The organism is Rhizobium sp. YTUHZ045, assembly GCF_051124255.1.
GTDB lineage: Bacteria > Pseudomonadota > Alphaproteobacteria > Rhizobiales > Rhizobiaceae > Rhizobium.
The window spans coordinates 1,883,847-1,908,182 of the sequence record NZ_CP101432.1 but is presented as its reverse complement, the minus strand read 5'-3'; the positions used below and the strand labels follow the sequence as shown (position 1 = coordinate 1,908,182).

Here is a 24,336-nt window from a genome sequence, read left to right as displayed (position 1 = left end):
ATTCAGAGACATAAAGGGAGGAACTAACAATGCAGGAGAACCACGCCGATAAACCATTACAGCCTGGGGATCGCGCGCCCAACGTGGTGCTGGATGCGATCACCCGCCATGGCAAGATCGCCATCGATGATTTTCGCGGTCAGAAGCCGGTGCTCGTCGGCTTGTTTCGCGGCCTGCACTGCCCCTTCTGCCGCCGGCAGATCGCCGCCATGGCCGAACTCACCGATGCGCTGCAGGAAAAAGGCATCGATAGCCTCACGGTCGTCAATACTCCGATCGAGCGAGCTCGCCTCTATTTCCGCTACCACCCGCTTCCCAATTTGCTCGCGGCCTCCGACCCCGAACGGGTATCGCACAGAGCTTTCGGCTTGCCGAATATCGAGTTCACCGAATCCGAGAACGAATGGCCGCACAAGGTCAGCATGAGCACAATGTCGTCAATGCAGGTCGACATGCCGGGCGAGCTGCCAGAGCCCATGGATGTGATGGCGGCGATGGAATATCTCGACAAGGCCGACGGTTATGAATTCACTGAGGACGACACGCGAATGATCGCCACTGGCCATGGCCAGCTTGTTGGCGAATTCCTGCTCGATCGAGATGGCGTCGTGCGCTGGTGTTTCACGGAAGTCGAGGAAGGTGGCCGCAACTTGTTCGGTGGTCCCGCCCCCCGCGATGTAATGTCGGCGGCTTCGAATATGGCTGTTTGACACCTGTTGTGCTTATTGCGCCCTGAAGCGGGCGTGGCAGGTCGTGCAGGTCTGCAGCATGAGGTGAAAGGCGTGCTCCGCCGGCATTGCCGACAGCTCCTGCTCGCTTCGAACGTGAGTGCCGAGGGGGCCGCCACCCATGGCCTCCCCAGGCTTCATGCGCATGCCGGCGGGCATCGGTCCCGGATTATTCCGCGCGGCGACGTCGAGCGCGACGGCATAGTCGCGCAGGTCGTTTGCGATGCGGTCGAATCGCTCGCGCTCCTCAAGAATGTTCGGCATGGCCTTTGATTGTGGGCTGGCCACCTCGGATGCGAAGTGTTCGGAAAGGACGACGCCGGATCTGTCGCGGATGGTGTCTGCTGCCCATCGGAACTCGGCTGCCTTATAGCTTGCCGGATCCTTGAACATGCCGGAAATTGTCTTTGCCGCCGCGGCCATGGCCTTCATGTCCGCTTGTCGAAGCGCCACGACATCCTCGGCGGCCGGCGACGGGACTGTCGTCAAGAGAGCGGCTCCCACGCCAGGGAGCAGTCCAAAAGTCGCCATGAAAAAGGTCCGTCTCATAGAGCTGCTTCCCAAACCGGCGTGATGCCGCCTCTACGCATATCCCTTCTCATCTGGGCAACAACAGGGCGGACACCCTCCCCGAGGTTCTCGGCAATGGGCGCTGCGGAAGCGTTAACCGCAGCCGAATAATCTGCGGCTTCGATTGGAGTGGATCAATGAAAAGTGGCTATTCGCTCGCTCAGATAGGGCTTCACTGGCTGGTCGCCTTCATGGTGCCGGTGCAGTATCTGACTGGCGGCAGCATCGAGAGAATTCATCATGCAGTCCACATGGGGATGACGCCATCCGCGTGGGATGTCGTCCAGCATCAGCTCCATAACTACGCGGGGGTCGCCATCGGCCTGCTGATGGGTGTGCGGCTCGCACTTCGCATATTTCAACCGCCCGAGCCCACCGCGCCCGGCACATGGACCGGATGGATCGCCACGGCGCTTCATCACGCCTTCTACGCCACAATCATCGGCCAGGCATGCATGGGCGCCGTCGCCAGCTATTTTTGGTTTGGAATCGCACCCTACCACGTTCTGGGGTCGAAGATCATCCTGGCGATGGTGGCGTTGCATCTGGCCGCAGCGGCCTGGCACACACTGGTCGCCCGTGACGAGACGGTCGACCGGATGCTGCTGCCGCACCGGAAGCGGCCGGCAAAAAACATCTAAGTGGCCAGCTTCAACCCCGCTGGATGCGTCATATTAAGGACTCGAATGTCGGCAATTGCTAGGTCCGCGATTGAAAACGGGCTGCATTACCTGTAGCTCTTCGGGAATGGGCAAGATGTACCGAATCACAGTGAGCACGTTGCTCGTGATGATGCGCCTGGTGATCGTCGTATCACTGGCGGGGTACTCGTTGGCGAACGCCAGCGCGGCGATGCATGGCTCACCGTTCCCCGAACCGCAAGTGGCCGCTGCAGAGATGATGCAATCCCATGAAGGCCACGACGTGGCGGCGGCGGGCCATCACGACCATTCGCGCATCGACATGCCCGATGACGATGGAGGTGCGAAGCTCGTCAAGCAGGAATGCTGCAAGGATTTCTGCGGCGGGCTCGGCATCATTTGTGAAAGCCCCGACGTCGGTGGGCCAGTCGTAACCTCGATCCGGCAGTTCGTGGACGACCGCACGACCTTCGGCGAACAGCCGCCGCTCCACCGCCCTCCGAATATCTGAATAGAGACGCGCCCGCTCGATCGGGTCCATTCGGTCGCCGCCTGACTCCGGGCGAGCGCCCGTAGCTATCTCTCATTCGGAAATTTCATAATGAAACCCTCGCTTTTTGTGGTGGGGCTGCCGCTTGTCATCGGCGGCTGCACATCCACGCTTCCTCCCGACGTGGTGGCGTCTTCCGCCACGGTCGAACAGCCGTCGCCGCACCCGGCCGCATATCGGTCACCGGTCTCGGGCTTTGTCGCCAGGCAGCCCGTCGATCCGAAGCCGTGGCGTAGACAAAACGATCTGCAGTCTCCCGCGAAAGGAGACGCCTCATGATCGGCCTCCGAAAATTGACGTCCGTGCTGGCGTTCCCGTTGGTGCTGAGCGGTTGCGTCACGGGCGCTGAATATTCCAGCAAGCAAGCAGGGTTCGCTTCTGTTGCCGACAAGACCGCGATAGCGACGGCAAAGCAAACGGTTTGGATCCAGAACCAGAATCAGGCGCGCTCTGTCGCTGCGGAGGTCAAAAATCTGCTCGCGCGACGGAAAACCCTCGATATCGAGACGGCGGTTCAGATCGCCCTGCTCAACAACAAGGGCCTTCAGGCTGCCTACGCCGATCTCGGCGACAGTGCGGCCGATGCCTGGCAGTCGACGATGTTCGTCAACCCGATAGTCTCGATCGGCGCGACAGGCATTGGCACGCCGGGATTGGAGGCCTTCAAGACCATCGAGGGGATGCTCACGACGAACATCCTGGCGCTTGCGACGAGGAATCGTGACGTGGCGATCGCCGACACCCGCTTCCGCCAGGCGCAACTGACCGCTGCCGTAAAAACGCTACAGGTTGCCGCCGAGACGCGGCGCGCCTGGATCGGGGCGGTGGCCGCCTGGGAGAATGTCGGGCAGTTGCAGCGCGCCCAGGCGACGGCGGACGCCGCCTCCGAACTTGCGGAGAAACTTGGCGAGACCGGTGCGATGACCAAGGGCGCCCAGGCGCGTGAACATGTGTTCGTCGCCGAGCTCGCCGGGGAGACTGCAAAGGCGCGCCTCGCAGCTCGCCTTGCCAAGGAGGAACTCACACGGCTGATGGGTCTCTGGGGGGCCGACCTGGACTACCGGATTCCGAACAGCCTGCCGCCGCTGCCCAAGGCCGTCGTCAGACGCGATACGATCGAAGCCGAGGCTCTGAGGAACCGCATCGATCTTCAGGTCGCGAAGCTCGAGCTGGAGGCAACCGCAAGATCCTACGGGCTCACCGAAGCGACGCGTTATGTAACCGATCTCGAAATCCTGACGGGTTTCGAAACGGAACGGGAAATCGAGGACGAGGAGAAGACCACCAGAACGACCGGCCAAATCGAGCTGGAGTTCGCGATCCCGATCTTCGACACCGGCAAGGCGCGGATGCGCAAGGCCGAGCTGGCCTGTATGCGCGCGGCAAACCAGCTCGCCGAGAAGGCCGTCAACGTCCGTTCGGAAGCACGCTCCGCATACGAGGCGTACCGCTCGAACTACGACATCGCGCGGCACTACCGCAACAATGTCGTGCCGTTGCGCACCAAGGTCGAGGAAGAATCCCTGCTGACCTACAACGGCATGATCACCAACACCTTCGAGCTGCTCACCGACACGCGCGACAAGATCAACTCCATTCTGCTCTCCGTCAACGCCAAGCGCGATTTCTGGCTCGCCGAAGCCAACCTCGCGCCTGCGATCTACGGCGGCGGCGCGACCAACGCGTCGGCAGAGACCGAAGTCGCCGCTGCCTCGGGCAGCAGCGGCGGCGGCCATTGAGAAAGGAACCCACCATGTTCAACAGACGACAATTGTTCGGTGCGAGCGCAGCGCTGCTGGCGGCGGGCACATGGACGAAAACCTCGGCGATGGGGCTGCCCGACGCCCCGACAATGGAATCGGCGGACATGCAGCCGCCTCTGCACCCGACTTCCGGCCCGGACTATCAGCCGGTCGTCACCCTCAACGGCTGGACCCTGCCCCATCGGATGAACAACGGCGTCAAGGAGTTCCACCTCGTCGCCGAGCAGGTGGAACGCGAGATGGCCGACGGCATGACCGCTTATCTCTGGGGCTATAACGGCCAGTCTCCGGGTCCGACGATCGAGGCGGTCGAAGGCGACCGGGTGCGCATCTTCGTCACCAATAAGCTGCCGGAACACACGACGATCCACTGGCACGGCATGATCCTGCCGTCGGGCATGGACGGCGTCGGCGGGCTGACGCAGCCGCACATCCCGGTCGGCAAGACCTATGTCTACGAGTTCGACCTCGTGAAATCAGGCACTTTCATGTACCACCCGCACTCCGACGAGATGGTGCAGATGGCGATGGGCATGATGGGCTTCTTCATCGTCCATCCCAAGGACCCGACATTCATGCGGGTCGACCGCGACTTCGTCTTCCTGCTCAACGCCTACGACATCGATCCCGGCTCCTATGTGCCGCGTGTCATGGAAATGACCGATTTCAACATGTGGTGCTGGAACAGCCGCGTGTTTCCCGACATCAGTCCGCTCGTCGTTTCAAGGAACGACAGGGTGCGGGTGCGGGTCGGTAACCTGACGATGACGAACCATCCGATACATATGCATGGCTATGACTTCGAGGTGACATGCACCGATGGCGGCTGGGTGCGACCTGAAGCGCGGTGGCCGGAGGTGAGCGTCGACATCCCTGTCGGCGCCATGCGCGCCTACGAGTTCGACGCCAAGTATCTCGGCGACTGGGCGATCCATTGCCACAAGTCGCATCACACGATGAACGCCATGGGTCACGACATCCCCACGTTCATCGGTACGGATAAGTCGAAGCTCGCCGAGAAGATCCGCAAACTTCAGCCGGACTACATGCCCATGGGCACCAAAGGCATGGCCGACATGGGCGAAATGGAAATGCCCATTCCCGAGAACACCGTCCCGATGATGACCGGCTGGGGGCCGCATGGCCCGATCGAGATGGGCGGCATGTTCTCGGTCGTGAAGGTCCGCGAAGGCATCGAAGCGGACGATTACTCGGATCCGGGCTGGTACGAGAACCCGCCCGGGACGCAGGCCTGGGAGTGGACCGGCGAGCTGCCGGACGCGACCAAGGCCAAGGACGCGAAGACGCAAATCACGCCGAAGCCGACAAACGGCTGAGGCTCAATCTCCCACTTCAAAAGAAGGATGCACGCATGAAGAACTGTGTACTCGCACTGGCGCTCGCAGCGCTCGCAACTCCCGCCTTCGCCTCGGGCAACCATGCCGGTGGTCACGGCGAGAAAATGGCGGTCGGAGAGCCTGGCGACAAGGCTAAAGCGACGCAGACGATCCGCGTCACAATGAAGGAAACCGACGACGGGCAAATGTTGTTCACGCCCGCGGTCTTCAACGTCCGCAAGGGACAGACAGTCAAGATCGCGGTCAAGAACGCCGGCACCGTCGACCACGAATTCGTACTCGATCAAGAAGACAAGATTCTCGAGCACAAGAAGGTCATGGAAAAGTTCCCGGAAATGGAACATGCCGACGCTAACTCCATCCGCCTTCCGGCCGGTCAATCCGGCGAGATCGTCTGGAAATTCACCACCGACGGCGAGTTCAAGTTCGCCTGCCTGATCCCCGGCCACTACGAAGCCGGCATGCACGGCGACGTTACCGTCGCTGGCAAGTAACCCTCAGTAAAAGGAGTCACGAAGATGAAATCCGCAATGATCAAAATCGGTGTTGCCGCCCTGTTTTCAGCCAGCGCGGCCTTCGGTGCGTTCGCCGAGGAATTTACCAAGGGCGTCGTCAACAAGGTCGACGCGAAGGCGAAGAAGGTCACCATCAAGCATGAAGACCTGAAGAACCTCGACATGCCGGCGATGACGATGGTCTTCAGGGTCGAAGACCCGGCTCTGCTGGAAAAGCTGAAGGCAGGCTCGAGCATCGAGTTCGTTGCCGAACGCGTGAACGGCAAGCTGACCGTCACCGAAGTAAAATGACGCACTCCCTGTCGCTCGGGTACGTCCGGGCGACAGGGCATCGAGGAGTGGAGACGATGCACAGGAGAAGCTTCATCGCAATGGCGGCGTCCGCCCTTGCGCTTCGTGGCGGAGGGGCCTTCGCCGCCCCAACGGCGAGAATGACGGTCTACAAGGATCCGAACTGCGGTTGCTGTCACGAATGGTCGAAGGCGATGGCTGCGGCGGGATATTCCGTGGACGCCCGCAACACCGACGACCTCGCCGCGGTAAAGGCTCGGCTTGGCGTTCCCGCCGACTTGGAGGGCTGCCACACCGCCGTCATCGGGGAATACTACCTTGAGGGACACGTTCCGCTCGAGGCCGTCCAGCGACTGCTGCGGGAGCGCCCGCCGGTCCAGGGACTGGCCGTGCCTGGCATGCCGTCCGGCTCGTTGGGAATGGGCGACGACCCGCAGGCGTCCTACGACGTTTATGCGATCCCATCGGGGATCGGTGCCCCATACGTGTTCATGGAAATCCGCCCGCCGAAGGGCTAATACCTCGATTGATCAAAGCACGCCGTAATGCCGATTAGGAGAGCGGGGCGCTGCAGAGCGCTGACCAGAGATCGTGCTTCCAGTCGGTTCCCGGCCGCGCCGAAATGTCGACCGCATAGTCGGCGGAATTGATCCGCACCATCGCGGGCGAAACGCAGCGCACGCTCGCCTTGTGTCTTCCTCCGTCTTGATAGAGCACAGCCCCGCCACCGTCGAATTCCGACAACGTGATGACGACGTCGAAGTCGAAGGCGGGATCGCGGGACGCAGTTCCCTCCGCGAGACTGAGACTGACCGACTGGCTGCCGCCGAACGAAGCGGTGTGGAATACGGCAAGCTCGGCCGCCGCCGACATCGATGCGGACTGCGCGCAAAGGAGCAAAGTCAGAAGGACACGGCGCATTTACCCCTCCCGTGGTGAATGCATTTTGATCCTATCATATCCTTGGAGGCTTCGCGACAGGGCCTTCGGGGTCGCCTCCGCTATGGCCTCCAGAACGTCTGCATCTCTTCGGGTGTGACCTTGCCGTCCTTGTTGGCGTCTACGCTACCGAAGATCCGCTTGTGGATCGCCGTCACCTCCTCGAAGGACAGCGCGCCATCCCCGTCGGTGTCGGCGATCGCGAACATGATCTTCATCATGGGCCCGCGCATACCCATCGTTGGCATCCCCCCCATCATGCCGGGCTGCATCGGCATGCCCCCGGCCGCGCCAGGCTGCATCATCATGCACTGCATTGGCATCGCATTGCCTTGGCCTTGTCCCATCATGGCGGACTGCATCATGCCTGATCCGCCCGACATTGCCCCCTGGCCTTGCGCGGTCGTGTCCTCCATTCCCGACGGCTCAGTCGCCTGCGCCGAGTCCGCAGGATGGTGGGGATCCCCCCCGCTCGTCTGCGCCAGGGCGAGCTCTGCACTGCCGACGGCAATCGCCGCGGCCAGCAGGATAACATTTGGCATTGTCATACCCATGTCGTTTCTCCTTTGGTTGGTTCTATCCACGCCTGCTTTCCGACGCGGGAATAGGATGAAGTCGAATATGGCGGCCGGCGGACGCGCCGCTAGGCTACCTGGTCGATCGCCCCACCTTTTGTTTCGAGTTTCGTGAAGCTCGCGGCAAACACGATGACCGCGGAATTGATGATCACGAGCTTCAAAGCCCGTAGGCCGATGTGTCAGACATCGTCTTCCTCCGTCTTCGGTTGGCTAGCACCGGTCCCATGACTGGCATGGTCGTGGCGGGAATGGCCGGTATGTCCGCCATGGCCGTGATGCATGAACAGATGCATCAGCGGGCAGGCCAGGATCAGAAGCCAGGGCAGAATGCCGAGGACGTGCACGCGGTGCTCGTAAGCAATGAGCGCCAGAGCGATCGCGGCGAAGGCGATGAAGACGGTGCGGCTGTATGCGCTCCAGGCCGCTGGGGAATGATTGTCGTTCATAACGGTGTCTCGTTCGAAAGGGTTTCGGAAAGGCTTTCGGTCTTGGGACCACTGAAAATTGCGGCGGTTCATTGCAATCGGTCCTCTATCGATGCCGGCCATTGTCTCAGGCTTCCTGAAGGAGGCCCGCGGATTCGACCGGATAGCGCCGAGGCGCAATCCGGCATCCTCAGACCGGGAAACGAGGAGGGCCTAGCGTGGGAGGAGATGCCAGGCCGCTGCCGGTCTGATTGCCCCACGCGACAGGAAGAAAGGAATTTTGGGCTGCCTGAGCTTCATTACGGTCCGTCAAGATCGCGGCAATGCAAAAACCGTATGCCACCGAGCAGCAGGCCTTGTGGTCGGGTGCTGCTTGAGAGCCGGTCTGACGCGAAGCATGGGCATCGTTGTAGAGGGGGGAGCGTTCGAACTGCTCTTGCACCGAACGGTCATGGCATAGCATCGCTTGCACGCCGGACGCCGGCACGAAAAGAAGCGCCAGCGCGACCAGGACGGCCTGCAATGCGTTCATCCAATCGAAACAGCAGCGGTCGGCGCCCATCTCTCCGGCTCCGTTACCCCGTTCAGCCGAAACGTCGACTGATGAAATTAAAGATAGCCGCAATCAACGCACCCGCATAGCCGCCGAAGATGAGGCTTTGAACGATGCCGAGTGCCAAACTTCGAACGTCGAAACCGGTCAGCCCCAGGTAGAACTGCAGCCATGGCCTATGTAGACCCCATTCCGGGGCGATGAAACCGAGCAGCATGCACAGCAGGAATGAGATGGTGGCGAAGGCGGCGAGCGTCGCGCCGAGCACCGGCACGGAGACATGCGCCGACATCGCCGGGGAACTTGCAGGTTGAGCATGAAGAACAGTGTTTGCCATCGAGCGATCCTCCGACCGGCCGCCGTTGCAGCCGTACGACAGCGCGATCATCTACCCGCTCACCGCAAACTTCCTTGATGCAAATCAAATACGAAGGCGATCCAACTCTGAGGACTCGCCTGGCCTTTGAAACCCTAGTGTAAGCGACATGGGTTAAGGGAGACCGGCCTTGCGGTAGCCATCGACGAAATGCTGAAGGGTTGCCGCATCGCGGAAAGGCTCCGTCGTCGCCCAGTGACCGATTGAAAAATGCGGGTTGGCGACGAGAAACAGTTCCGCTTCGGCACGCGCCTCGTCGAGCCGGCCGAGCTGGGCCAGGCTCGCCGCCAGGAACCGGCGTGAGCTTGTGCGATAAGTCTCATCCCGCCGCAGCGTCTCGATAGCGGCCTCGTATTTCCCCACCGCATACTGTGCCTGGCCGAGCGCCAGATAATACCAACTTGCCGGAAACGGGTTTAGCCGGAATGCCTTGCCGATATAGTCTAGCCCCTCGTCGATCCGCCCTGCGAGGACCGAGATGTCGGATAATGCGGCAAAGGTGTCCGCCTCATTCGGGTCGAGTTCGATCGCCTTGGCGAATTGCGCATCCGCTTCGGCGAAATCGCGTGCATAAGCAAGCAGATAAGCGAGGACCCAACGGCAGCCAGCATCGTTCGGATCGATCGCATCAGCCTTGCGCGCCAGTTCCAGAGCAGCGTCGCGGGTCGATTCCGTCGGTCCGCCGCTATGAACCCATCCCATCCAGTGGTTCACGGCAAGCCAGCGATAGGCCTCAGCATAGTAGGGGTCGAGGGAGATTGCGCGCGTCAGCATCAAATGCGCTTCCTCGGCGGCCTGCGGGGAATCATCCATGAGCTTGCGCGCCCGCACGCAGAGATCATAGGCCTCGAGGTTCTTCGGCCGATTTCGCGGCGGCGGCGCGCGCAGCCGGCCGAGCAGCGCTTCGACGATCCTGGCCGTCACCTCGTCCTGAACGGCGAAAATATCTCCCAAGCTGCGATCGAAGCGTTCCGCCCAGAGATGATCGCCGCTGACCGCGTCAATCAGCTTGGCGTTGACGCGCACGCGCCCAGCGGCACGCCTTGCGCTGCCCTCGAGCAGGTAGCGCACACCGAGCTCCTCGGCGATCCTCTGCACGTCGATCGCCTTGCCCTTGTATGCGAAGACGGAGTTGCGGGCGATGACGAACAGCCCGGGCATCCTGGAGAGATCGGTGATCAGGTCCTCCGTCAGCCCGTCCGCGAAGAATTCCTGTTCGGGATCGTTGCCGATATTGAGGAAGGGCACCACAGCGATCGACGGTTTATCAGGCAGCAGCAAGGTTTTTCGCTTCATGCCGCTCAGTCGATGCACGGCTCCCGTGAAGCGATAACCAACGCGCGGAACCGTTGCAATCCATTCGCCGCCGCCGGTGGACGGGCCGAGCAGCTTGCGCAGCTGCGCGATCTGGACGGTAAGGTTGCCTTCCTCGACCGCCATGCCTGGCCAGGCGGCGTCCATCAGTTCGGTCTTGGCAAGGATTTCACCTGGTCGCCCGACGAGCGCCGCAAGCAGCTTCAGCCCGCGGTGGCTGATGGCAATGGGATTATCGTTCCGAAGAAGCGTTCCCGCATCCGGATCAAGCACGAACGGACCAAAGGCAAAGCGCGAACCCTGCATAAAGCGGATCTATAGTCCGTTTGGTAGTTTTTGAGAACGTTTTGGCGAGGCTTAATTACGCCGCTCCTCCTATCCCGCAGAATTCCAACCTCTTTCAACTCATGGGCTCGACCCACTATTGACCGAGGAGGAGATCTGCATGACCGCCGCAAGCACGACATCAGAGAGCGGGGATCGGATTCCATGGACTGCGATGGCCGGCATTATCGCGACGGTGATGGTGTTTGCCGTCGCGCAAGGACTGACCTACCCGCTGCTGAGTTTCATCCTGCAGCGACAGGGAATAACATCAGGCCTGATCGGCCTCTCGGCAGCGATGACGCCACTGGGTTTCATCATATCGGCGCCCCTCATTCCGGCGCTTTCGCGAGGCGTAGGCGGGGCGCGGCTGGCCATCCTCTGTTCGATCCTGGCTGCCCTTACCCTGGTGGCGATTGCCTGGACCCAGCAGGTTTGGGCCTGGATGCCGCTGCGTTTCCTGCTCGGCTTCTTTGCCAATCCGCTCTACGTGATCAGCGAAACCTGGCTGATCACGATCACGCCGGCACCGCGCCGCGGCCGAATCCTCGGCCTCTATTCATCGATCGTTTCGGCTGGTTTCGGCGTGGGCCCACTAGCCCTCGGCCTCGCCGGCACGGAAGGCTGGCCGCCCTTCATGATCGGCACCATGGCCTTCCTGGCCTGCGGCCTGATCGTGCTTGCCGTTGCCCCACGCCTGCCCAACATGCCCGATGACGGCAAGGCAACTTCGGTCGGCGGCTTCTTCGCGCTGGCGCCGCTGCTGCTCTTTGCGGTTTTCACGGCCGCCGCTTTCGAGCAGATCCTGCTTTCGCTGTTCGCCGTCTACGGAGCGTCACTCGGCAGCACCGAGGGGCGCATCGCTTCGCTCATCACTTGTTTCGTCGCCGGCAATGCCGTGCTGCAGATTCTGCTCGGGCGGGCGGCCGAGCGGTTCGGCGCAACGCGCACGATATTATTCTGCGCCCTGACTTGCCTCACCGGCTGCCTGCCGCTGGCGTTCGTCTTCAACACCTGGCTCATCTGGCCTCTGGTTTTCGTCTGGGGCGGCGTCTCCTTCGGGCTCTACACCGCGTCATTGATCGAGCTCGGCGAGCGTTTCACCGGCCAGACCGTGGTCGCCGGCAATGCGGCCTTCGCCTTCGCATGGGGCATTGGCGGCATGGCGGGCTCGCCCGCGGCCGGATTGGCAATGCAGCTGATCGGGCATCAGGGTCTGCCACTATCCCTCGGTCTGCTCAGCGGTGTGCTGGCATTGCTCCTATGGGCAGAGAAACGGCGCGGCAGCGCCTCCCCGATCGCCGCAGTGAAGTGTCAGACCAATGTCATCGAGACCCTTTAATGCGCCCCGCTATGAATTGGATTGATGCGAGGTGCTTTCGATGGCGACATTGCAGCAGGTCGCGTTCCGGGCAGGATGTTCGCTGGCGACCGCAAGCAGAGTTCTAAACCGCAACGGGCCAGCCAGCGATCTGATGGTGCGCAAGGTGCGCCGGGCTGCCGCGGAACTCGGCTATCACTCCGCCGGCCGGCTCGGACGCAGGCCGGTGGTCGGCGTTTTAATCCCAAGCATCACCAATCCGGTCTTCGCCTCGTCGCTGTCAAGCATCCAGAACCGCATGCTGGTCGCCGGCCACGGCGTGTTGATCGCACAGTCGAATTACGATCCGGCGCGCGAGGCCGATGCCGTCGCCGCACTTCTGAACGACCGGCCGACCGGGCTGATCCTCACCGTGTGCGATCCGTCGACGAGCGAGGCGCTGCTTTCCGGGCTGCCACCGACCGTGCTTCTCAACAACCTGCCGACGGCGCGGTTTCCGGCGGCCGTCACCGCCGACAATCGCAGTGCCGGCCGCGAGATCACGGCCTTCCTGATAGGCATGGGACATCGGCACATACTGTTTCTCTCCGGCAATTTCGCAGCCTCCGACCGTGCTCGCCTTCGCTATCAGGGCTATCTCGACGCGATGGCCGAGAACGGCCTAACGCCGCATGATGCGATCCAGATCTCCTTCGTCGGCGGCTACGACCAGCTCGATCTCAGCACGGCGATGAATTCGCTTTCGCCGACGGCGATCATCGCGTCCAATGATCTCCTTGCCCTCGGCGTTATCGGCGCGCTGAAACGCGAGGGGATCTCGGTGCCGGAGGATGTTTCGGTCGCGGGCTTCGACGGCATCGCCATCGGCCGGCTGATCGATCCGCCGCTGACAACAATCGAAATGCCGGATGCCAGCATGGGTGCGACAGCCGCCTCACTGCTTCTCGACATGGCGGAGAACGCCGCCCCTGCCCGCCATCTCGACGTCACTTATACGCTGCGCCGCGGCGGCACGGTGCGCGCCATCTGAAATGCCAGGAAAAGCAAGAGGCCGCTACGCACTTGGCGTGGCGGCCCCTACCCTGGGTGGGGAAGCTGATCAGCTGCGCGGCAGCATGCCTTCGACATCGGCGGCCGCGTCGTCAAGCGCTTCCTTCGGATTGGCCGACTGGTCGACGATGCGCGACAGGTTATCGACGATCGTCTGCGTGACCTTGACGCCGTTCGAGCCGGGGAAGGCATACCAGGGGATCATGACCGGCATCTGGCTGAGACCTGCCTGGAACAGCGGGTTCTGCTTGTAGAAATCGCCGAGATATTCGGGCGACTTGGCGGCGAGCTCGTTGTTCGGGACATAACCGGTGCCGGGCACGACGACGGAAGCGCCGTAAGGACCGGCGGCGAATTTGGCGAACTTCCAGGCGGCATCCTGCTTGGCAGCGTCATGCGTCAGGATGACGACAGCGTTGCCGCCTGTGGGAAGGCGGCCGTTAACCGGATCGATCAGCGGGATCTTGGCGGTGCGCAGATCGAATTTGCCGCCGACATTCTTGATGGTGTTGCGCAGTGCGCCCGTCGTCTGGAATTCGAAACCGACCTTGCCGGCAGCGAAAGCCTGCTCGCCGGCGGGCTTGGTGAAGACGGGCATACCTCCTTCCGTTACCAGACGATGCAGGACCTCGACGGCCTTCTGGCCTTCCGGACCGTTGAAGGCGACCTTGCTTTCGTCCTCGCTCAGCATCTTGCCGCCGGCGCCGAAGAGCAGTGCGGAAAACATCCAGTCGTCGCCCTGCCAGCGGAAATCGATGCCGTCGACGCCGTTGCCGAGCGCCTTGATCTTGCCACCGAGCGCGATGACTTCATCCCAGGTCTTCGGCGGATTGTCGGGATTGCCGCCCGCCGCCTTCACCAGATCGGCGTTGTAATACATGATCGGGTTGGAAGTTGCGAAAGCGAGACCGACCTGCTTGCCCTTGACCTGGGCGAGTTTGAGGATCGTGTCGGAGAAGCCCTGCTCGGCCATGTTGCCGTCCTTCTGGACGAGCGGGCTGAGGTCGACGGCGACGTCGCGCTCGTCGAGCATGCGCAGGCGGTTCAGGCCGATGAAGGTGATGTCGGGCATTTCACTGGTGCCGGCCTGGCGAAGGATCGTCTGGATGCCTTCCTCATAGGTCGCGGACGGGCTGGCGAACTGGATCTTGATGTCGGGGTTCTCAGCCATGAACTTCTTCGAGATCGTGTCCATCACGTCCTTGAAGAAGCCCGGCATCGGGTAATGAACCGTCAGTGTCGTCTCTGCATGCGCCGGAAGCGCGATTGCCAAGGATATGGCCGCTGCGGCGAGAAGCTGGGTGATATGTTTCATCGCTCGTTCTCCTGGGTTGAAGCCGGTCAGCCTTTGAGACCGGTCATGGTGATACCCTCGACGAAACGCTTCTGCGCAAGCAGGAAGGCGGCAACGAGGGGAAGGGTAATGATGAGGGTCGCGGCCATCAGCGCGCCGTAATCGTCGCCGGCCTCGGCGGCGCGGAAATACATCAGCCCGAGTGGCGGCGTGGCGTAGTCCTGCTTGCTGATGACGACCAGCGGCCAGTAGAGATCGTTCCAATGCGCGACGACCGAGAAGATGGCGAAGGCAGTAACGGCCGGCCAGGCATTCGGCACGATGACGCGGGAAACGATGCCAAGTTCCGACATGCCGTCGAGACGCGCGGCATGGATGAGATCATCCGGCATGGCGCGGAAGAACTGCAGGAACATGAAGATCGCGAAGACCGAAATGGTGAAGGGCGCAACGAGGGCGGCGTAGCCGTTCAGCAGCGAGGCGCGGTCGAAGGCGACATAGAGCGGCAAGGCAGTCGCATGGATCGGCACCAACAGGCCGAGCATGACCAGCACCATCATGGCCCGGGCGGCGCCGAAGCGCAGCTTCGCCATGGCAAAGGCGCAAGGGATCGCCACCAGCACCTGGAAGAAGAAGATCAGCCCACAGACGACGACGCCGTTCCACAGGAGCCGCGCCATCGGCACCCGGATCAGCGCCTTGGCAAAGTTCTCCGCATAGGTGAGATGCGCCGGGATCAGCGACAGCGACGAGGTGAAAATATCGCTCTGGGCTTTGCCCGCCGCCGAAATCATGAAGACATAGGGCGAGAGGAAAATGATCGCGCCGAGCGAAAGCAGCGTCAGGCGGATGATCCGGCCGAGAGAAAAAGCGCCCGTCATGTGTAATGCACCCGCCGATCGAGGATGCGGTACTGCAGGAACATCAGCACCACGAGGATCAGGAGAAAGACGACGGTCATCGCCGAGGCGTAGCCGACGCGCAGGTAGACGAAACCTTCCTGATAGATTGTAAAGAGCAGCACCTCCGACGCCTTGTTCGGGCCGCCTTCCGTCAGCGTCTTGACCGTCTCGAAGACCTTCACAGCGTTGGTGACGCTGATGGTGATGACGAAGAGCGTCGTCGGCCCGAGCATCGGCCAGGTGACGAGCAGAAAGCGATCGAGGGCGGATTTGGCGCCGTCCACCTCGGCTGCCGCGTAAAGCTCGCGCGGGATCGCGGTAAGCCCGGCCAGGAACAGCACCATATTGAAGCCGGCCGACTGCCAGACCCCGATAATCGACAGGCTGTAAAGCACCGTGCCGGAGCTGCCCAGCCAGTTCGGGCCGGGCAGCCCTGCAAGAGACAGCAGCGCATTGATCGGGCCGATGGTCGGATGAAACATATATTGCCAGACGGTCGCCATGGCGACGATCAGTGAAGCAACCGGCAGGAAATAGGCGGTGCGGAAGAAGCTGCGCGCCGTCGTCCCGCTCTCGATCAGCATGGCAATGACGAGGCCAAGAAGGATCGAGACGGGCGCGACGATCGCCGTGTAGACCGTCGTATTCCAGAGCGACTTGCGGAACGTGCGGTCGGTGATCAGATGCGCGTAATTCTCGAAGCCGACGAAACGGAACTTGCCGTAGCCGAGTTCAAAATCGGTAAAGCCGAGGAAGATGACAGCCGCGACCGGCAAAAGCACGAAGAGGAACAGCAGGACGATCGCCGGCAGCACCAGCATCCAGGCGATGCGGGCCTCGCTGCGCCGATGCGTAACGGCGGGATTGGCTGGCATGGCCATGGAGACGACGCTAGACATGCGCCCTCTCCTGCGCGATGTCGCCTGCGGCGAGCCCATTGCCGGCCTCGGCGCGAGCAGCCAGCCGTCTACCATCCTCGGCGAAGGCCATGATCCGGCCTGTGTCGAGCCGCAGCCCGACCGGATCACCGGCGGCGAGGCCTGCAGCTTCCGGCGGCTGAACCTTGGCGATTACGGCCTCTCCGATCGCATCGAGGCGGCAATAGAGGATGACCTCCGATCCCAGGAACTCGACGCGCTCGATCCGGGCGGCAAGCCCGTCCCGGCGGTTGTGGTCGAGAGAGACGAACTCGGGGCGAATGGCGAGCGTGACCGGCATCTTGCCGGCAGGCGGGTTTTTCAGCGTCAGCCGCAGGTCGCCAAAGGAAATCACACCCTCTTCGGCTCCCGCCGGCAATTGATTGATGCGCGGCTGGCCGATGAAGCGGGCGACCTCGATATGGGCGGGATCGTCATAGATGACCTCAGGGCTTGCAATCTGCAGCAACCGGCCGCCAATCATCACAGCGACGCGATCCGCCATCGACAGCGCTTCCGCCTGATCATGGGTGACGTAGAGCGTCGGCACACCGGCGCGGCGATGAAGGTCGACGATCTCGCCACGGGCATGGACGCGCAGGTTGGCGTCGAGGTTGGACAGCGGCTCGTCCATCAGGAAGACGCTCGGCCGGCGCACCATGGCGCGAGCGAGCGCCACGCGCTGACGCTGGCCGCCGGACATCTGACCGGGCTTGCGGTCGAGCAAGTGTTCGATCTTGAGTGATGTCGCCATTTCCCCAACGTCGCGGGCGATTGCCGCGCAGGTGGCGCGCTGGCCCGGCATCAACGAGCCTATGAAGGGCAGCCGCTGCGTCGTCGACAGCCGGCGCATCGCCAAGGGCACGGCGATGTTTTCAGAGGCCGTCAGATGCGGATAAAGGGCGTAGGATTGAAAAACCATCGCGATGTTGCGGTCGGCGGCTGCCACGCCGGACATATCTTTCCCGCCGATCAGGATCTCGCCCCGGTCGGCGTGGTCAAGGCCGGCAAGCACGCGCAGGAGCGTGCTCTTGCCGCAGCCGGAGGGACCCACCAGCGCGATGAATTCGCCGGCGCCGACATCGAGGCTGACGCCATTGAGGATCTGGTTGCCAGCGAAGGACTTGGTGATGCCGCGAAGCGAGAGCGCGCTCATTCCACCGGTTCCCGCTGCTTGACCGCCTGGGGATAGACCTCGTGAACGACGTCGTCGAGCACATGCGCGGTCATGCCGGGAACGGCGACGACCGCGCTTGCGACCGACGTATCGAACTCATGGATGACGGCGCCGATCAGGCGCTCGCCCGGCATTTCCCGTTCCATCTTGTCGATGATAAAGGCGGCGGACGGCCCCCATGTCAGCTGGGTCTTGCCAAAGCCGCCCTGCCAGGCCCAATGAAGATGGCCGCTCGCGAAGAGAGCCACGTCATGGGCACCGATCAGATCAAAGAGCCTCTGGCGCTGAGCAGGTCGGACGCTCCAATAGCCGGTATCGCCTTCGTCGGGTGCATCGACGAACAGCGGCTTATGCGCGAACAGCGCCACGCGCCGCCCTGCCCTATCTTCGAGCGCCTTGGCAAGCCACTCGAACTGCGCCTCCTCCTCATCATCTTCATGGCCGAGAAGCAGCGCGTTCAATCCGATGAAGCGCCAGCCGGCCGCATCCTCCAGCCAGCGATCGTCACCGGCAAGGCTGCGCCAGCGGGCGAGCCGCTCGGCATTGACGGGCTGGTCCGAACCCTTGAGGTGCCCGACATCATGATTGCCGGGAACGATCAGCATCGGGATCGATACCTGGCGCATGAGATCCATCGAGAAGATGATGTCCTCATCCTTGTCGGCGCCGTCGACGGTGAGATCACCGGTGTGGACGATCAGATCGGCATCGGTCTCTTCGATCCAGCTCAAGAGCGGTGCCCAGTTGCCGTTGAAATGCGGCTTGCCGGGGCTGAAATGCGTGTCGGTGATGTGAATGATTTTCATGGGGCGCGTCTCCGAGAACCTCGGAAGCGTCTCCTGGACGCTCCCTTCTCGGGGCCTCTCTAGAGGGCTCCCATGTCAATCAGACATCTGCGGTTTTCAGCTGTTTTTCAGTTTTGACATCAATCTGTCACACAGCCGCAGGCCGCCTCCCGAACTGGGAGCCGGCCCATCTCCTGATTGGGTGGCGATCAGTGCCGCGGCGCGTTCGCGGGGATGGACGATACGGTCGCCGAAACGGGGTCGCTTGCGGGGAAGGTGTCTTCGAGACCTTCGTTCAGCTCCTCTTCCAGTGTTTCGCTGTCGTGGGTGGAACGCGCGCTCGGCTGGCCGATGAGACCCTTGCTGCCTTCGTCGAAGTTGCCGTTGCTCAAGGCATCATACCGATTGATGCTGCCGTCCGGGCTGCGGCCGGGAAAGGCCGTCAGCTGAACCATCATTACCTTGGCGTGGTCGAGCGCCGTCGAACTGTCTAGTTCGCCGTGCGAATTGTCGATTTTGACGGCAATCGACTCTCCTCCCTCGCCCAGAAATTCCACCGTGAAGAAGTTGCCGGACTGTGTCACGCGCGTATCGATCAACTGCATGGGAACCTCCTGTGTTAATGCCAAACCAACGGCGATCAGCATCAGGAGTTCCACGACAACGCCACTTCAACGCGATGCGTGGCGCGCCGACGGTGAAATCCGCTGATAACTCGGCCGGCATTTATGGTTAATTTATTAATAATTCGGCGCTTATCATTGGAACCATGCGGCCTTTCCGAGTGTTGTTGCTGCGCCGTGGAGGAACCCCGATGATACTGAAAATCCTTGCGCCAAAGATCGACGTCGATTGCCATGATACCGGCACCTATCCCGACGGGATCTTCGCCGAAAACCGCATCGACCTTTCATCGCGCCGCGACGACCGCCGTCGCTCGCCGCATGAACGCGATTACGGCGCCGACAGAAAACTGGAAAAATTGCCGCTCGGCTTCGCCTGAGACTACCAGCGGAAGGCCACAACCTCCTCTTGCCGGCCGGATGATCCCGGCCACATTCTCCTTTACGCCACTCGCGCAGATCAGGAGAAGCCTTTGCCCTGGATCGCCTACATCACCCATTTCATCGCCGCGGCATTTCTGGCCAACGGCATTCCGCATTTCGTCAATGGCGTCAGCGGCCGGCCCTTCCGCACCCCATTCGCCAATCCAAGTTCGCCGACGGTGAATGTCATATGGGGCTGGGCCAACTTCCTCGTCGCCTTTCTGCTCTTTGCCAATATCGGGCCGCTCTACATCGGCACTCCGGGCGATACGATTTTTGCCGCGGCCGGCGTGCTCGTCACCGGCATCCTGCTCGCCCGCTTTTTCGAAGGCAGCGCCAGATAGTAGCTTGCATGATGATAGTCACTCCTGTAGTGACATCTGCCATGCAGCGGACAAGTTTCGGCCAATTCAAATGCCCGGCGGCGCGCGCGCTCGACAGCGTCGGCGACTGGTGGAGCATCCTGATTCTGCGCGACGCCTTCCAGGGGCTGTCGCGCTTCGACGAGTTTCAGAAAAGTCTCGGCGTGGCCCCGAACATTCTGACGCGGCGGCTAAAACATCTGACGGACCGGGGCCTGTTCGAACGACGGCTCTACCAACAGCGCCCTGCCCGCTACGAATATGTGCTGACCGAGAAGGGCCGCGATTTCTTTCCGGTGTTAATGGCGCTGTTTTCCTGGGGGAGCCGGCACATTCCGGAAGAGGATCTCGCCTTTCTGCTCAGCGACGCCGCTTCCGGCAAAGCGCGCGAGACGGTGCTTGTGGACGCTCGGACCGGCGAAGAAGTAACGCCCGAAAACACCAGCCTGCTCCCTGGACCAGCCGCCGATGACGAGGTGCGTGCGCGAATCGCCCGCATGCGCGCCTGGTATCTCGGTATCGACGCATAGAGAGGAAAAGAGCATGGATCGCATCGTTGTCACCGGCATGGGACTTGTCTCGCCACTCGGCACCGGCGTCGAGCCTGCCTGGACACGTCTCGTCAACGGCGCCTCCGGTCTCAGGGTGCTGCCGGACGATGTTGTCGGCGAGCTCTCGGCCAAGGTCGGCGGTGTCGTTCCCGGCATCGCCGAGGACGCGCAGGCCGGCTTCGATCCCGACCGCTCCATCACGCCGAAAGACCAGAAGAAGATGGATCGCTTCATCCAGTTCGCGATGGCGGCGACGGAGGAAGCGGTGAAGCAGGCCGGCTGGATGCCGACCGACGAAGGCAGCCGTGAACGCACCGCAACGATCATCGCTTCGGGCGTCGGCGGCTTTCCTGCAATCGCCGAAGCGGTGCGGATCGGAGAGACGCGGGGCGTCCGGCGGCTATCACCCTTTACCGTGCCCTCCTTCCTCGTCAACCTCGCCGCCGGCCAAGTCAGCATCCGCTATGGGTTCAAGGGGCCGCTCGGCGCGCCGGTGACGGCCTGTGCCGCCAGCGTTCAGGCGATCGGTGATGCGGCGCGGCTGATCCGCTCCGGCGAAGCCGATGTGGCGATCTGCGGCGGTGCCGAGGCCTGCATCGACAAGGTTAGCCTCGGCGGTTTTGCCGCCGCGCGTGCGCTGTCCACCGGCTTCAACGAGACGCCGGAACTGGCCTCGCGGCCCTTCGACACGGCACGCGACGGTTTCGTCATGGGCGAAGGCGCCGGCATCCTGGTCATCGAAACGCTCGCCCACGCGCTGGCCCGCGGGGCGACACCACTTGCCGAACTCGTCGGCTACGGCACGGCGGCGGATGCCTACCACATGACCGCAGGTCCCGAAGATGGCGACGGCGCGCGCCGGGCGATGGTGGCGGCACTCAGGCAGGCGAAGATTCCGGCCTCCGAGGTCAGGCACCTCAACGCGCACGCGACGTCGACACCGGTCGGTGACAGAGGCGAGATCGCTGCGATCGGCACGGTCTTCGGCCGCAATGGCGCCATTGCCGTCAGCGCGACGAAGTCGGCGACAGGCCATCTGCTCGGCGCGGCGGGCGGGTTGGAAGCAATCTTCACCATTCTTGCGCTGCGCGACCAGATCGCGCCGCCGACCCGCAACCTCAACGAAGCCGATCCGGCCGCCGACGGCATCGACATCGTCGGCAAGACGGCGCGGCCGCTTGCCATGGACTATGCCATCACCAACGGCTTCGGCTTCGGCGGCGTCAATGCCAGCGCCCTCTTCCGGCGCTGGTCGTAAAGTCCGTTTTCCTTGTGCTGAAATTCGCTTACACTTCCGCTCTATCGGGGGCTCGCTCCCCGATGGAGCCGGAGATCAATCCATGCGCGCCTTTCTCGCACTTCTCATTCTGTGTGCCGCGTCCGCCCTCTCTCCTCTCTCGGCCCATGCCGAAGATCCGATCGACACCACGCGAACGATGATCGAGGAACAGATCAAAGCCTTCCTCAAGGACGATGCCGAAACCGCCTATTCCTTCGCCGCCCCCGGCATCAAGGCGATGTATCCCGACAAGAACCTGTTCTTCGCCATGGTGAAGAAGAGCTACGAACCGGTCTATCACCCCGGCAATTACGCCTTCGGCCGCAGCCGCTCGATCGATAACGGCGCGCTGATCTACCACGAAGTGCTGATTTCGGGCCGTGACGGCAAGGACTGGACGGCGATCTACCAGGTCATGCGCCAGCCCGACGGCAGCTACCGGATCAACGGCGTTCAGATCATGCCGGATGCGGACAGCAAAGGAATTTGATCAAACTGCGTTCGGCCGATCAAACGGGATCGAGATCACCCCTCGCCCATTCTTCCATAGTTTCCGCCATGAAATCGGCGAAGCGGCCTTCGGCGATCGCCTTGCGGATGCGCTGCATCAGTTCCTGATAATAAGCGAGATTGTGCCAGGAGAGTAGCATGCCGCCGAGGGCTTCGTTGGCGCGGACGAGATGGTGGAGATAGGCGCGCGAATAATCGCGCGAAGCCGGGCAATTCGATTGTTCGTCGAGCGGACGCATATCCTCGGCATGGCGGGCATTGCGGATATTGACCTTGCCGCGGCGGGTAAAGGCCAGGCCATGGCGTCCGGAGCGGGTCGGCATGACGCAGTCGAACATGTCGATGCCACGGGCGACGGATTTGAGGATATCGTCAGGCGTGCCGACGCCCATCAAGTAACGCGGCTTTTCCACGGGCAGGACCGGAAGCGTCTCTTTCAGCATGTTCAGCATCACGTCCTGCGGCTCGCCGACCGCGAGACCGCCAACGGCGTAGCCCTTGAGGTCGAGCTTGGTGAGTTCCTCGGCCGAACGGATGCGCAGGGCCGGAATATCGCCGCCCTGAACGATGCCGAACATCGCCTTGCCCGGCTGCTCGCCGAAGGCCACCTTGCAGCGCTCGGCCCAGCGCAGCGACATTTCCATGGCGCGCTCGATCTCCTTCGGTTCGGCCGGCAGCGCCACGCATTCGTCGAGCTGCATCTGGATGTCGGAGCCGAGCAGCCCTTGGATCTCGATCGAGCGCTCCGGCGACATATGATGCAGGCTGCCGTCGACATGCGACTTGAACGTGACACCCTGCTCGTCGAGCTTGCGCAGGCCGGAGAGCGACATGACCTGGAAGCCGCCTGAATCCGTCAGGATGGGATGTTCCCAGCGAATCAGCTTGTGCAGGCCGCCGAGGCGGGCGACGCGCTCCGCTGTGGGGCGGAGCATCAAGTGATAGGTATTGCCGAGGATGATGTCCGCGCCGGTCTCCCGCACCTGATCGAGATACATGGCCTTGACGGTGCCGACTGTACCGACCGGCATGAAGGCCGGCGTGCGGATCGCGCCGCGCGGCATGGAAATCTCACCGAGACGGGCACCGGCATCGGTCTTCTCGAGCGTGAATTGGAAGTTCTCTGTCATCTAGTCTTTCCGGAAAAGAAGGCTCGCGTCGCCGTAGGAGTAGAAGCGGTAGCCAGTGGAAATCGCGTGTTCATAGGCGGCATGCATGGTTTCGAAGCCTGCGAAGGCCGAGACCAACATGAACAGCGTTGAGCGCGGCAGGTGGAAATTGGTCATCAGCATGTCGACCGCCTTAAAACGGTAACCGGGCGTGATGAAGATCCCAGTGGCGCCGGCCCAGGGTTTGATCTCTCCGCTTTCCCCGGCGGCGCTCTCGATCAGCCGCAGCGAGGTGGTACCGACGCAGACGATACGCCCGCCTCTTTCCCGCACGGCATTCAAGCGCGCGGCGACATCGGCGCTGACATAGCCGCTTTCGAGATGCATTTTGTGATCGTCGGTATCATCAGCCTTAACAGGCAGGAAAGTGCCGGCGCCGACATGCAGCGTGACGAAATGACGTTCGATGCCGGCCCTGTCGAGCGCGTCGAACAGGCCAGGCGTGAAATGCAGACCGGCGGTGGGGGCTGCAACGGCGCCTTCCTCGCGGGCATAGATCGTCTGGTAGTCGGCCCGGTCGCGCTCGTCCTCGGGGCGCTTGGCGGCGATGTAGGGCGGCAGCGGAATATGGCCGACGGCGGCGATCGCCTCGTCGAGCACCGGACCGGAAAGATCGAAGGCGAGCGTCACTTCGCCCGCTTCGCCTTTTTCCTCCACCGTCGCATCGAGCGAGCCGATCATGCAGCTTTCGCCGCTGTGGCCGAAGGCGATGCGATCGCCTTCCTTGATGCGCTTGCCCGGTTTGGCGAATGCCTTCCAACGGCTGGGACCGACGCGCATGTGCAGCGTTGCCGAGACCTGCTGACCGCCGGCGCCGTCGCGATGGCGGATGCCCTCGAGCTGGGCGGGGATGACCTTCGTGTCGTTGAAGACGAGCGCGTCGCCGGCGCGCAGAAATGACGGCAGATCCGAAACGCGATGGTCCGACAGTGCGATTGCCGCTTTTGCATCCACGACGAGCAGGCGTGCGCTGTCGCGCGGCTCGGCGGGCCGCAGGGCGATGCGCTCCTCGGGCAGATCGAAATCGAAAAGATCAACGCGCATAAGC

The 24,336-nt window shown here is 62.3% G+C and carries 31 protein-coding genes; 16 read left to right on the top strand and 15 right to left on the bottom strand.

The genetic code is table 11. The annotated features are described in order from the left end of the window. Positions 1-29 precede the first annotated feature (29 nt). Positions 30-710: a peroxiredoxin-like family protein gene (locus NMA58_RS09700; RefSeq protein WP_434713155.1), complete on the top strand. Its 681-nt coding sequence runs from the start codon at positions 30-32 to the stop codon at positions 708-710. 12 nt (positions 711-722) lie between these two features. Here NMA58_RS09700 and NMA58_RS09695 read toward each other — a convergent pair whose 3' ends face one another. Beyond that, entirely contained in the window at positions 723-1,259 is a 537-nt protein-coding gene (locus NMA58_RS09695; RefSeq protein ID WP_434713399.1) for a cytochrome c, read from the bottom strand. Between the two features lie 176 nt (positions 1,260-1,435). On the opposite strand from NMA58_RS09695, the gene NMA58_RS09690 reads away from it, so the two are divergent. The 8 genes from NMA58_RS09690 (at position 1,436) to NMA58_RS09655 (ending at position 6,934) form a co-directional block, all read left to right on the top strand. Then, complete coding sequence (locus NMA58_RS09690) at positions 1,436-1,939, top strand: cytochrome b (protein ID WP_430959932.1); 504 nt, start codon at positions 1,436-1,438, stop codon at positions 1,937-1,939. Between the two features lie 115 nt (positions 1,940-2,054). Further along, positions 2,055-2,450, top strand: coding sequence for a hypothetical protein (locus NMA58_RS09685; protein WP_434713153.1), 396 nt, complete (start codon positions 2,055-2,057; stop codon positions 2,448-2,450). A 90-nt stretch (positions 2,451-2,540) separates the two neighbouring features. After that, positions 2,541-2,768: a hypothetical protein gene (locus tag NMA58_RS09680; RefSeq protein ID WP_221112432.1), complete on the top strand. Its 228-nt coding sequence runs from the start codon at positions 2,541-2,543 to the stop codon at positions 2,766-2,768. Next, positions 2,765-4,228, top strand: a complete 1,464-nt coding sequence (locus NMA58_RS09675) for a TolC family protein (protein WP_434713151.1) — start codon at positions 2,765-2,767, stop codon at positions 4,226-4,228. The genes NMA58_RS09680 and NMA58_RS09675 overlap by 4 nt, the downstream gene beginning before the upstream one ends. 14 nt (positions 4,229-4,242) lie before the next feature. Further along, on the top strand, positions 4,243-5,589 hold the full coding sequence (locus tag NMA58_RS09670; protein ID WP_434713150.1) for a multicopper oxidase family protein: 1,347 nt from the start codon (positions 4,243-4,245) through the stop codon (positions 5,587-5,589). Between the two features lie 35 nt (positions 5,590-5,624). Next, positions 5,625-6,104 carry a cupredoxin domain-containing protein gene (locus NMA58_RS09665; RefSeq protein ID WP_430959936.1) on the top strand — a complete coding sequence of 160 codons (480 nt, stop codon included), beginning with the start codon at positions 5,625-5,627 and terminating at the stop codon, positions 6,102-6,104. A 24-nt stretch (positions 6,105-6,128) separates the two neighbouring features. Next, entirely contained in the window at positions 6,129-6,416 is a 288-nt protein-coding gene (locus NMA58_RS09660; RefSeq protein ID WP_434713149.1) for a copper-binding protein, read from the top strand. A 56-nt stretch (positions 6,417-6,472) separates the two neighbouring features. Beyond that, on the top strand, positions 6,473-6,934 hold the full coding sequence (locus NMA58_RS09655) for a DUF411 domain-containing protein (protein WP_434713148.1): 462 nt from the start codon (positions 6,473-6,475) through the stop codon (positions 6,932-6,934). A 34-nt stretch (positions 6,935-6,968) separates the two neighbouring features. Here NMA58_RS09655 and NMA58_RS09650 read toward each other — a convergent pair whose 3' ends face one another. The 6 genes from NMA58_RS09650 to NMA58_RS09625 all read right to left on the bottom strand — a co-directional run bounded on the left by NMA58_RS09650 (position 6,969) and on the right by NMA58_RS09625 (position 10,907). Further along, positions 6,969-7,337 (bottom strand): hypothetical protein, encoded by a 369-nt coding sequence (locus tag NMA58_RS09650; RefSeq protein ID WP_434713147.1) that lies wholly within the window; start codon positions 7,335-7,337, stop codon positions 6,969-6,971. An 80-nt stretch (positions 7,338-7,417) separates the two neighbouring features. After that, positions 7,418-7,909 (bottom strand): EF-hand domain-containing protein, encoded by a 492-nt coding sequence (locus NMA58_RS09645; protein WP_434713146.1) that lies wholly within the window; start codon positions 7,907-7,909, stop codon positions 7,418-7,420. 203 nt (positions 7,910-8,112) lie between these two features. Next, a complete protein-coding gene (locus NMA58_RS09640) occupies positions 8,113-8,379 on the bottom strand; it encodes a DUF2933 domain-containing protein (RefSeq protein WP_430959941.1) in 267 nt (88 codons plus the stop codon). Positions 8,380-8,548: 169 nt separating this feature from the next. After that, a complete protein-coding gene (locus NMA58_RS09635; RefSeq protein WP_434713145.1) occupies positions 8,549-8,920 on the bottom strand; it encodes a hypothetical protein in 372 nt (123 codons plus the stop codon). A gap of 22 nt (positions 8,921-8,942) precedes the next feature. Further along, entirely contained in the window at positions 8,943-9,248 is a 306-nt protein-coding gene (locus tag NMA58_RS09630; RefSeq protein WP_430959943.1) for a hypothetical protein, read from the bottom strand. A gap of 153 nt (positions 9,249-9,401) precedes the next feature. After that, the gene (locus NMA58_RS09625) at positions 9,402-10,907 is read right to left on the bottom strand and encodes a winged helix-turn-helix domain-containing tetratricopeptide repeat protein (protein ID WP_434713144.1); all 1,506 of its coding nucleotides are present in this window, start codon (positions 10,905-10,907) and stop codon (positions 9,402-9,404) included. A 139-nt stretch (positions 10,908-11,046) separates the two neighbouring features. Between NMA58_RS09625 and NMA58_RS09620 the strand changes: the two genes are divergently transcribed. After that, a complete protein-coding gene (locus tag NMA58_RS09620) occupies positions 11,047-12,267 on the top strand; it encodes an MFS transporter (protein WP_434713143.1) in 1,221 nt (406 codons plus the stop codon). Between the two features lie 40 nt (positions 12,268-12,307). Then, entirely contained in the window at positions 12,308-13,276 is a 969-nt protein-coding gene (locus NMA58_RS09615) for a substrate-binding domain-containing protein (protein WP_430959947.1), read from the top strand. Positions 13,277-13,345: 69 nt separating this feature from the next. On the opposite strand, the gene NMA58_RS09610 is transcribed toward NMA58_RS09615, so the two are convergent. The 6 genes from NMA58_RS09610 to NMA58_RS09585 form a co-directional block, all read right to left on the bottom strand. Beyond that, entirely contained in the window at positions 13,346-14,611 is a 1,266-nt protein-coding gene (locus tag NMA58_RS09610; RefSeq protein ID WP_430959948.1) for an ABC transporter substrate-binding protein, read from the bottom strand. Between the two features lie 26 nt (positions 14,612-14,637). After that, the gene (locus NMA58_RS09605) at positions 14,638-15,471 is read right to left on the bottom strand and encodes a carbohydrate ABC transporter permease (RefSeq protein WP_430959949.1); all 834 of its coding nucleotides are present in this window, start codon (positions 15,469-15,471) and stop codon (positions 14,638-14,640) included. Then, positions 15,468-16,391, bottom strand: a complete 924-nt coding sequence (locus NMA58_RS09600) for a carbohydrate ABC transporter permease (protein ID WP_434713141.1) — start codon at positions 16,389-16,391, stop codon at positions 15,468-15,470. The genes NMA58_RS09605 and NMA58_RS09600 overlap by 4 nt, the downstream gene beginning before the upstream one ends. Beyond that, on the bottom strand, positions 16,384-17,565 hold the full coding sequence (locus NMA58_RS09595) for an ABC transporter ATP-binding protein (RefSeq protein ID WP_430959951.1): 1,182 nt from the start codon (positions 17,563-17,565) through the stop codon (positions 16,384-16,386). Before NMA58_RS09595 ends, NMA58_RS09600 begins: the two co-directional genes overlap by 8 nt. Further along, a complete protein-coding gene (locus NMA58_RS09590; protein WP_430959952.1) occupies positions 17,562-18,392 on the bottom strand; it encodes a metallophosphoesterase family protein in 831 nt (276 codons plus the stop codon). The genes NMA58_RS09595 and NMA58_RS09590 overlap by 4 nt, the downstream gene beginning before the upstream one ends. Positions 18,393-18,580: 188 nt before the next feature. Continuing rightward, the gene (locus tag NMA58_RS09585; RefSeq protein WP_221112418.1) at positions 18,581-18,976 is read right to left on the bottom strand and encodes a hypothetical protein; all 396 of its coding nucleotides are present in this window, start codon (positions 18,974-18,976) and stop codon (positions 18,581-18,583) included. Between the two features lie 209 nt (positions 18,977-19,185). On the opposite strand from NMA58_RS09585, the gene NMA58_RS09580 reads away from it, so the two are divergent. The 5 genes from NMA58_RS09580 (at position 19,186) to NMA58_RS09560 (ending at position 22,099) form a co-directional block, all read left to right on the top strand. Further along, positions 19,186-19,374 (top strand): hypothetical protein, encoded by a 189-nt coding sequence (locus NMA58_RS09580; RefSeq protein ID WP_434713139.1) that lies wholly within the window; start codon positions 19,186-19,188, stop codon positions 19,372-19,374. A gap of 93 nt (positions 19,375-19,467) precedes the next feature. Then, positions 19,468-19,761, top strand: a complete 294-nt coding sequence (locus tag NMA58_RS09575) for a hypothetical protein (protein WP_434713138.1) — start codon at positions 19,468-19,470, stop codon at positions 19,759-19,761. A gap of 41 nt (positions 19,762-19,802) precedes the next feature. Next, positions 19,803-20,309, top strand: coding sequence for a winged helix-turn-helix transcriptional regulator (locus NMA58_RS09570; protein ID WP_434713137.1), 507 nt, complete (start codon positions 19,803-19,805; stop codon positions 20,307-20,309). Between the two features lie 13 nt (positions 20,310-20,322). After that, complete coding sequence (gene fabF / locus NMA58_RS09565; RefSeq protein WP_434713136.1) at positions 20,323-21,588, top strand: beta-ketoacyl-ACP synthase II; 1,266 nt, start codon at positions 20,323-20,325, stop codon at positions 21,586-21,588. Between the two features lie 82 nt (positions 21,589-21,670). Then, on the top strand, positions 21,671-22,099 hold the full coding sequence (locus NMA58_RS09560; RefSeq protein ID WP_434713135.1) for a DUF4864 domain-containing protein: 429 nt from the start codon (positions 21,671-21,673) through the stop codon (positions 22,097-22,099). A 19-nt stretch (positions 22,100-22,118) separates the two neighbouring features. On the opposite strand, the gene tgt is transcribed toward NMA58_RS09560, so the two are convergent. Then, positions 22,119-23,249 (bottom strand): tRNA guanosine(34) transglycosylase Tgt, encoded by a 1,131-nt coding sequence (tgt, locus tag NMA58_RS09555; RefSeq protein WP_434713134.1) that lies wholly within the window; start codon positions 23,247-23,249, stop codon positions 22,119-22,121. Next, complete coding sequence (gene queA / locus NMA58_RS09550; RefSeq protein ID WP_434713133.1) at positions 23,250-24,332, bottom strand: tRNA preQ1(34) S-adenosylmethionine ribosyltransferase-isomerase QueA; 1,083 nt, start codon at positions 24,330-24,332, stop codon at positions 23,250-23,252. It lies immediately after the preceding gene. Positions 24,333-24,336: the final 4 nt, after the last annotated feature.

Coding starts and splice junctions, on each gene's coding strand:
- NMA58_RS09700 (WP_434713155.1), top strand. CDS start 30: ATGCAGGAGAACCACGCCGATAAACCATTACAGCCTGGGGATCGCGCG.
- NMA58_RS09695 (WP_434713399.1), bottom strand. CDS start 1,259: ATGGCGACTTTTGGACTGCTCCCTGGCGTGGGAGCCGCTCTCTTGACG.
- NMA58_RS09690 (WP_430959932.1), top strand. CDS start 1,436: ATGAAAAGTGGCTATTCGCTCGCTCAGATAGGGCTTCACTGGCTGGTC.
- NMA58_RS09685 (WP_434713153.1), top strand. CDS start 2,055: ATGTACCGAATCACAGTGAGCACGTTGCTCGTGATGATGCGCCTGGTG.
- NMA58_RS09680 (WP_221112432.1), top strand. CDS start 2,541: ATGAAACCCTCGCTTTTTGTGGTGGGGCTGCCGCTTGTCATCGGCGGC.
- NMA58_RS09675 (WP_434713151.1), top strand. CDS start 2,765: ATGATCGGCCTCCGAAAATTGACGTCCGTGCTGGCGTTCCCGTTGGTG.
- NMA58_RS09670 (WP_434713150.1), top strand. CDS start 4,243: ATGTTCAACAGACGACAATTGTTCGGTGCGAGCGCAGCGCTGCTGGCG.
- NMA58_RS09665 (WP_430959936.1), top strand. CDS start 5,625: ATGAAGAACTGTGTACTCGCACTGGCGCTCGCAGCGCTCGCAACTCCC.
- NMA58_RS09660 (WP_434713149.1), top strand. CDS start 6,129: ATGAAATCCGCAATGATCAAAATCGGTGTTGCCGCCCTGTTTTCAGCC.
- NMA58_RS09655 (WP_434713148.1), top strand. CDS start 6,473: ATGCACAGGAGAAGCTTCATCGCAATGGCGGCGTCCGCCCTTGCGCTT.
- NMA58_RS09650 (WP_434713147.1), bottom strand. CDS start 7,337: ATGCGCCGTGTCCTTCTGACTTTGCTCCTTTGCGCGCAGTCCGCATCG.
- NMA58_RS09645 (WP_434713146.1), bottom strand. CDS start 7,909: ATGGGTATGACAATGCCAAATGTTATCCTGCTGGCCGCGGCGATTGCC.
- NMA58_RS09640 (WP_430959941.1), bottom strand. CDS start 8,379: ATGAACGACAATCATTCCCCAGCGGCCTGGAGCGCATACAGCCGCACC.
- NMA58_RS09635 (WP_434713145.1), bottom strand. CDS start 8,920: ATGGGCGCCGACCGCTGCTGTTTCGATTGGATGAACGCATTGCAGGCC.
- NMA58_RS09630 (WP_430959943.1), bottom strand. CDS start 9,248: ATGGCAAACACTGTTCTTCATGCTCAACCTGCAAGTTCCCCGGCGATG.
- NMA58_RS09625 (WP_434713144.1), bottom strand. CDS start 10,907: ATGCAGGGTTCGCGCTTTGCCTTTGGTCCGTTCGTGCTTGATCCGGAT.
- NMA58_RS09620 (WP_434713143.1), top strand. CDS start 11,047: ATGACCGCCGCAAGCACGACATCAGAGAGCGGGGATCGGATTCCATGG.
- NMA58_RS09615 (WP_430959947.1), top strand. CDS start 12,308: ATGGCGACATTGCAGCAGGTCGCGTTCCGGGCAGGATGTTCGCTGGCG.
- NMA58_RS09610 (WP_430959948.1), bottom strand. CDS start 14,611: ATGAAACATATCACCCAGCTTCTCGCCGCAGCGGCCATATCCTTGGCA.
- NMA58_RS09605 (WP_430959949.1), bottom strand. CDS start 15,471: ATGACGGGCGCTTTTTCTCTCGGCCGGATCATCCGCCTGACGCTGCTT.
- NMA58_RS09600 (WP_434713141.1), bottom strand. CDS start 16,391: ATGTCTAGCGTCGTCTCCATGGCCATGCCAGCCAATCCCGCCGTTACG.
- NMA58_RS09595 (WP_430959951.1), bottom strand. CDS start 17,565: ATGAGCGCGCTCTCGCTTCGCGGCATCACCAAGTCCTTCGCTGGCAAC.
- NMA58_RS09590 (WP_430959952.1), bottom strand. CDS start 18,392: ATGAAAATCATTCACATCACCGACACGCATTTCAGCCCCGGCAAGCCG.
- NMA58_RS09585 (WP_221112418.1), bottom strand. CDS start 18,976: ATGCAGTTGATCGATACGCGCGTGACACAGTCCGGCAACTTCTTCACG.
- NMA58_RS09580 (WP_434713139.1), top strand. CDS start 19,186: ATGATACTGAAAATCCTTGCGCCAAAGATCGACGTCGATTGCCATGAT.
- NMA58_RS09570 (WP_434713137.1), top strand. CDS start 19,803: ATGCAGCGGACAAGTTTCGGCCAATTCAAATGCCCGGCGGCGCGCGCG.
- fabF (WP_434713136.1), top strand. CDS start 20,323: ATGGATCGCATCGTTGTCACCGGCATGGGACTTGTCTCGCCACTCGGC.
- NMA58_RS09560 (WP_434713135.1), top strand. CDS start 21,671: ATGCGCGCCTTTCTCGCACTTCTCATTCTGTGTGCCGCGTCCGCCCTC.
- tgt (WP_434713134.1), bottom strand. CDS start 23,249: ATGACAGAGAACTTCCAATTCACGCTCGAGAAGACCGATGCCGGTGCC.
- queA (WP_434713133.1), bottom strand. CDS start 24,332: ATGCGCGTTGATCTTTTCGATTTCGATCTGCCCGAGGAGCGCATCGCC.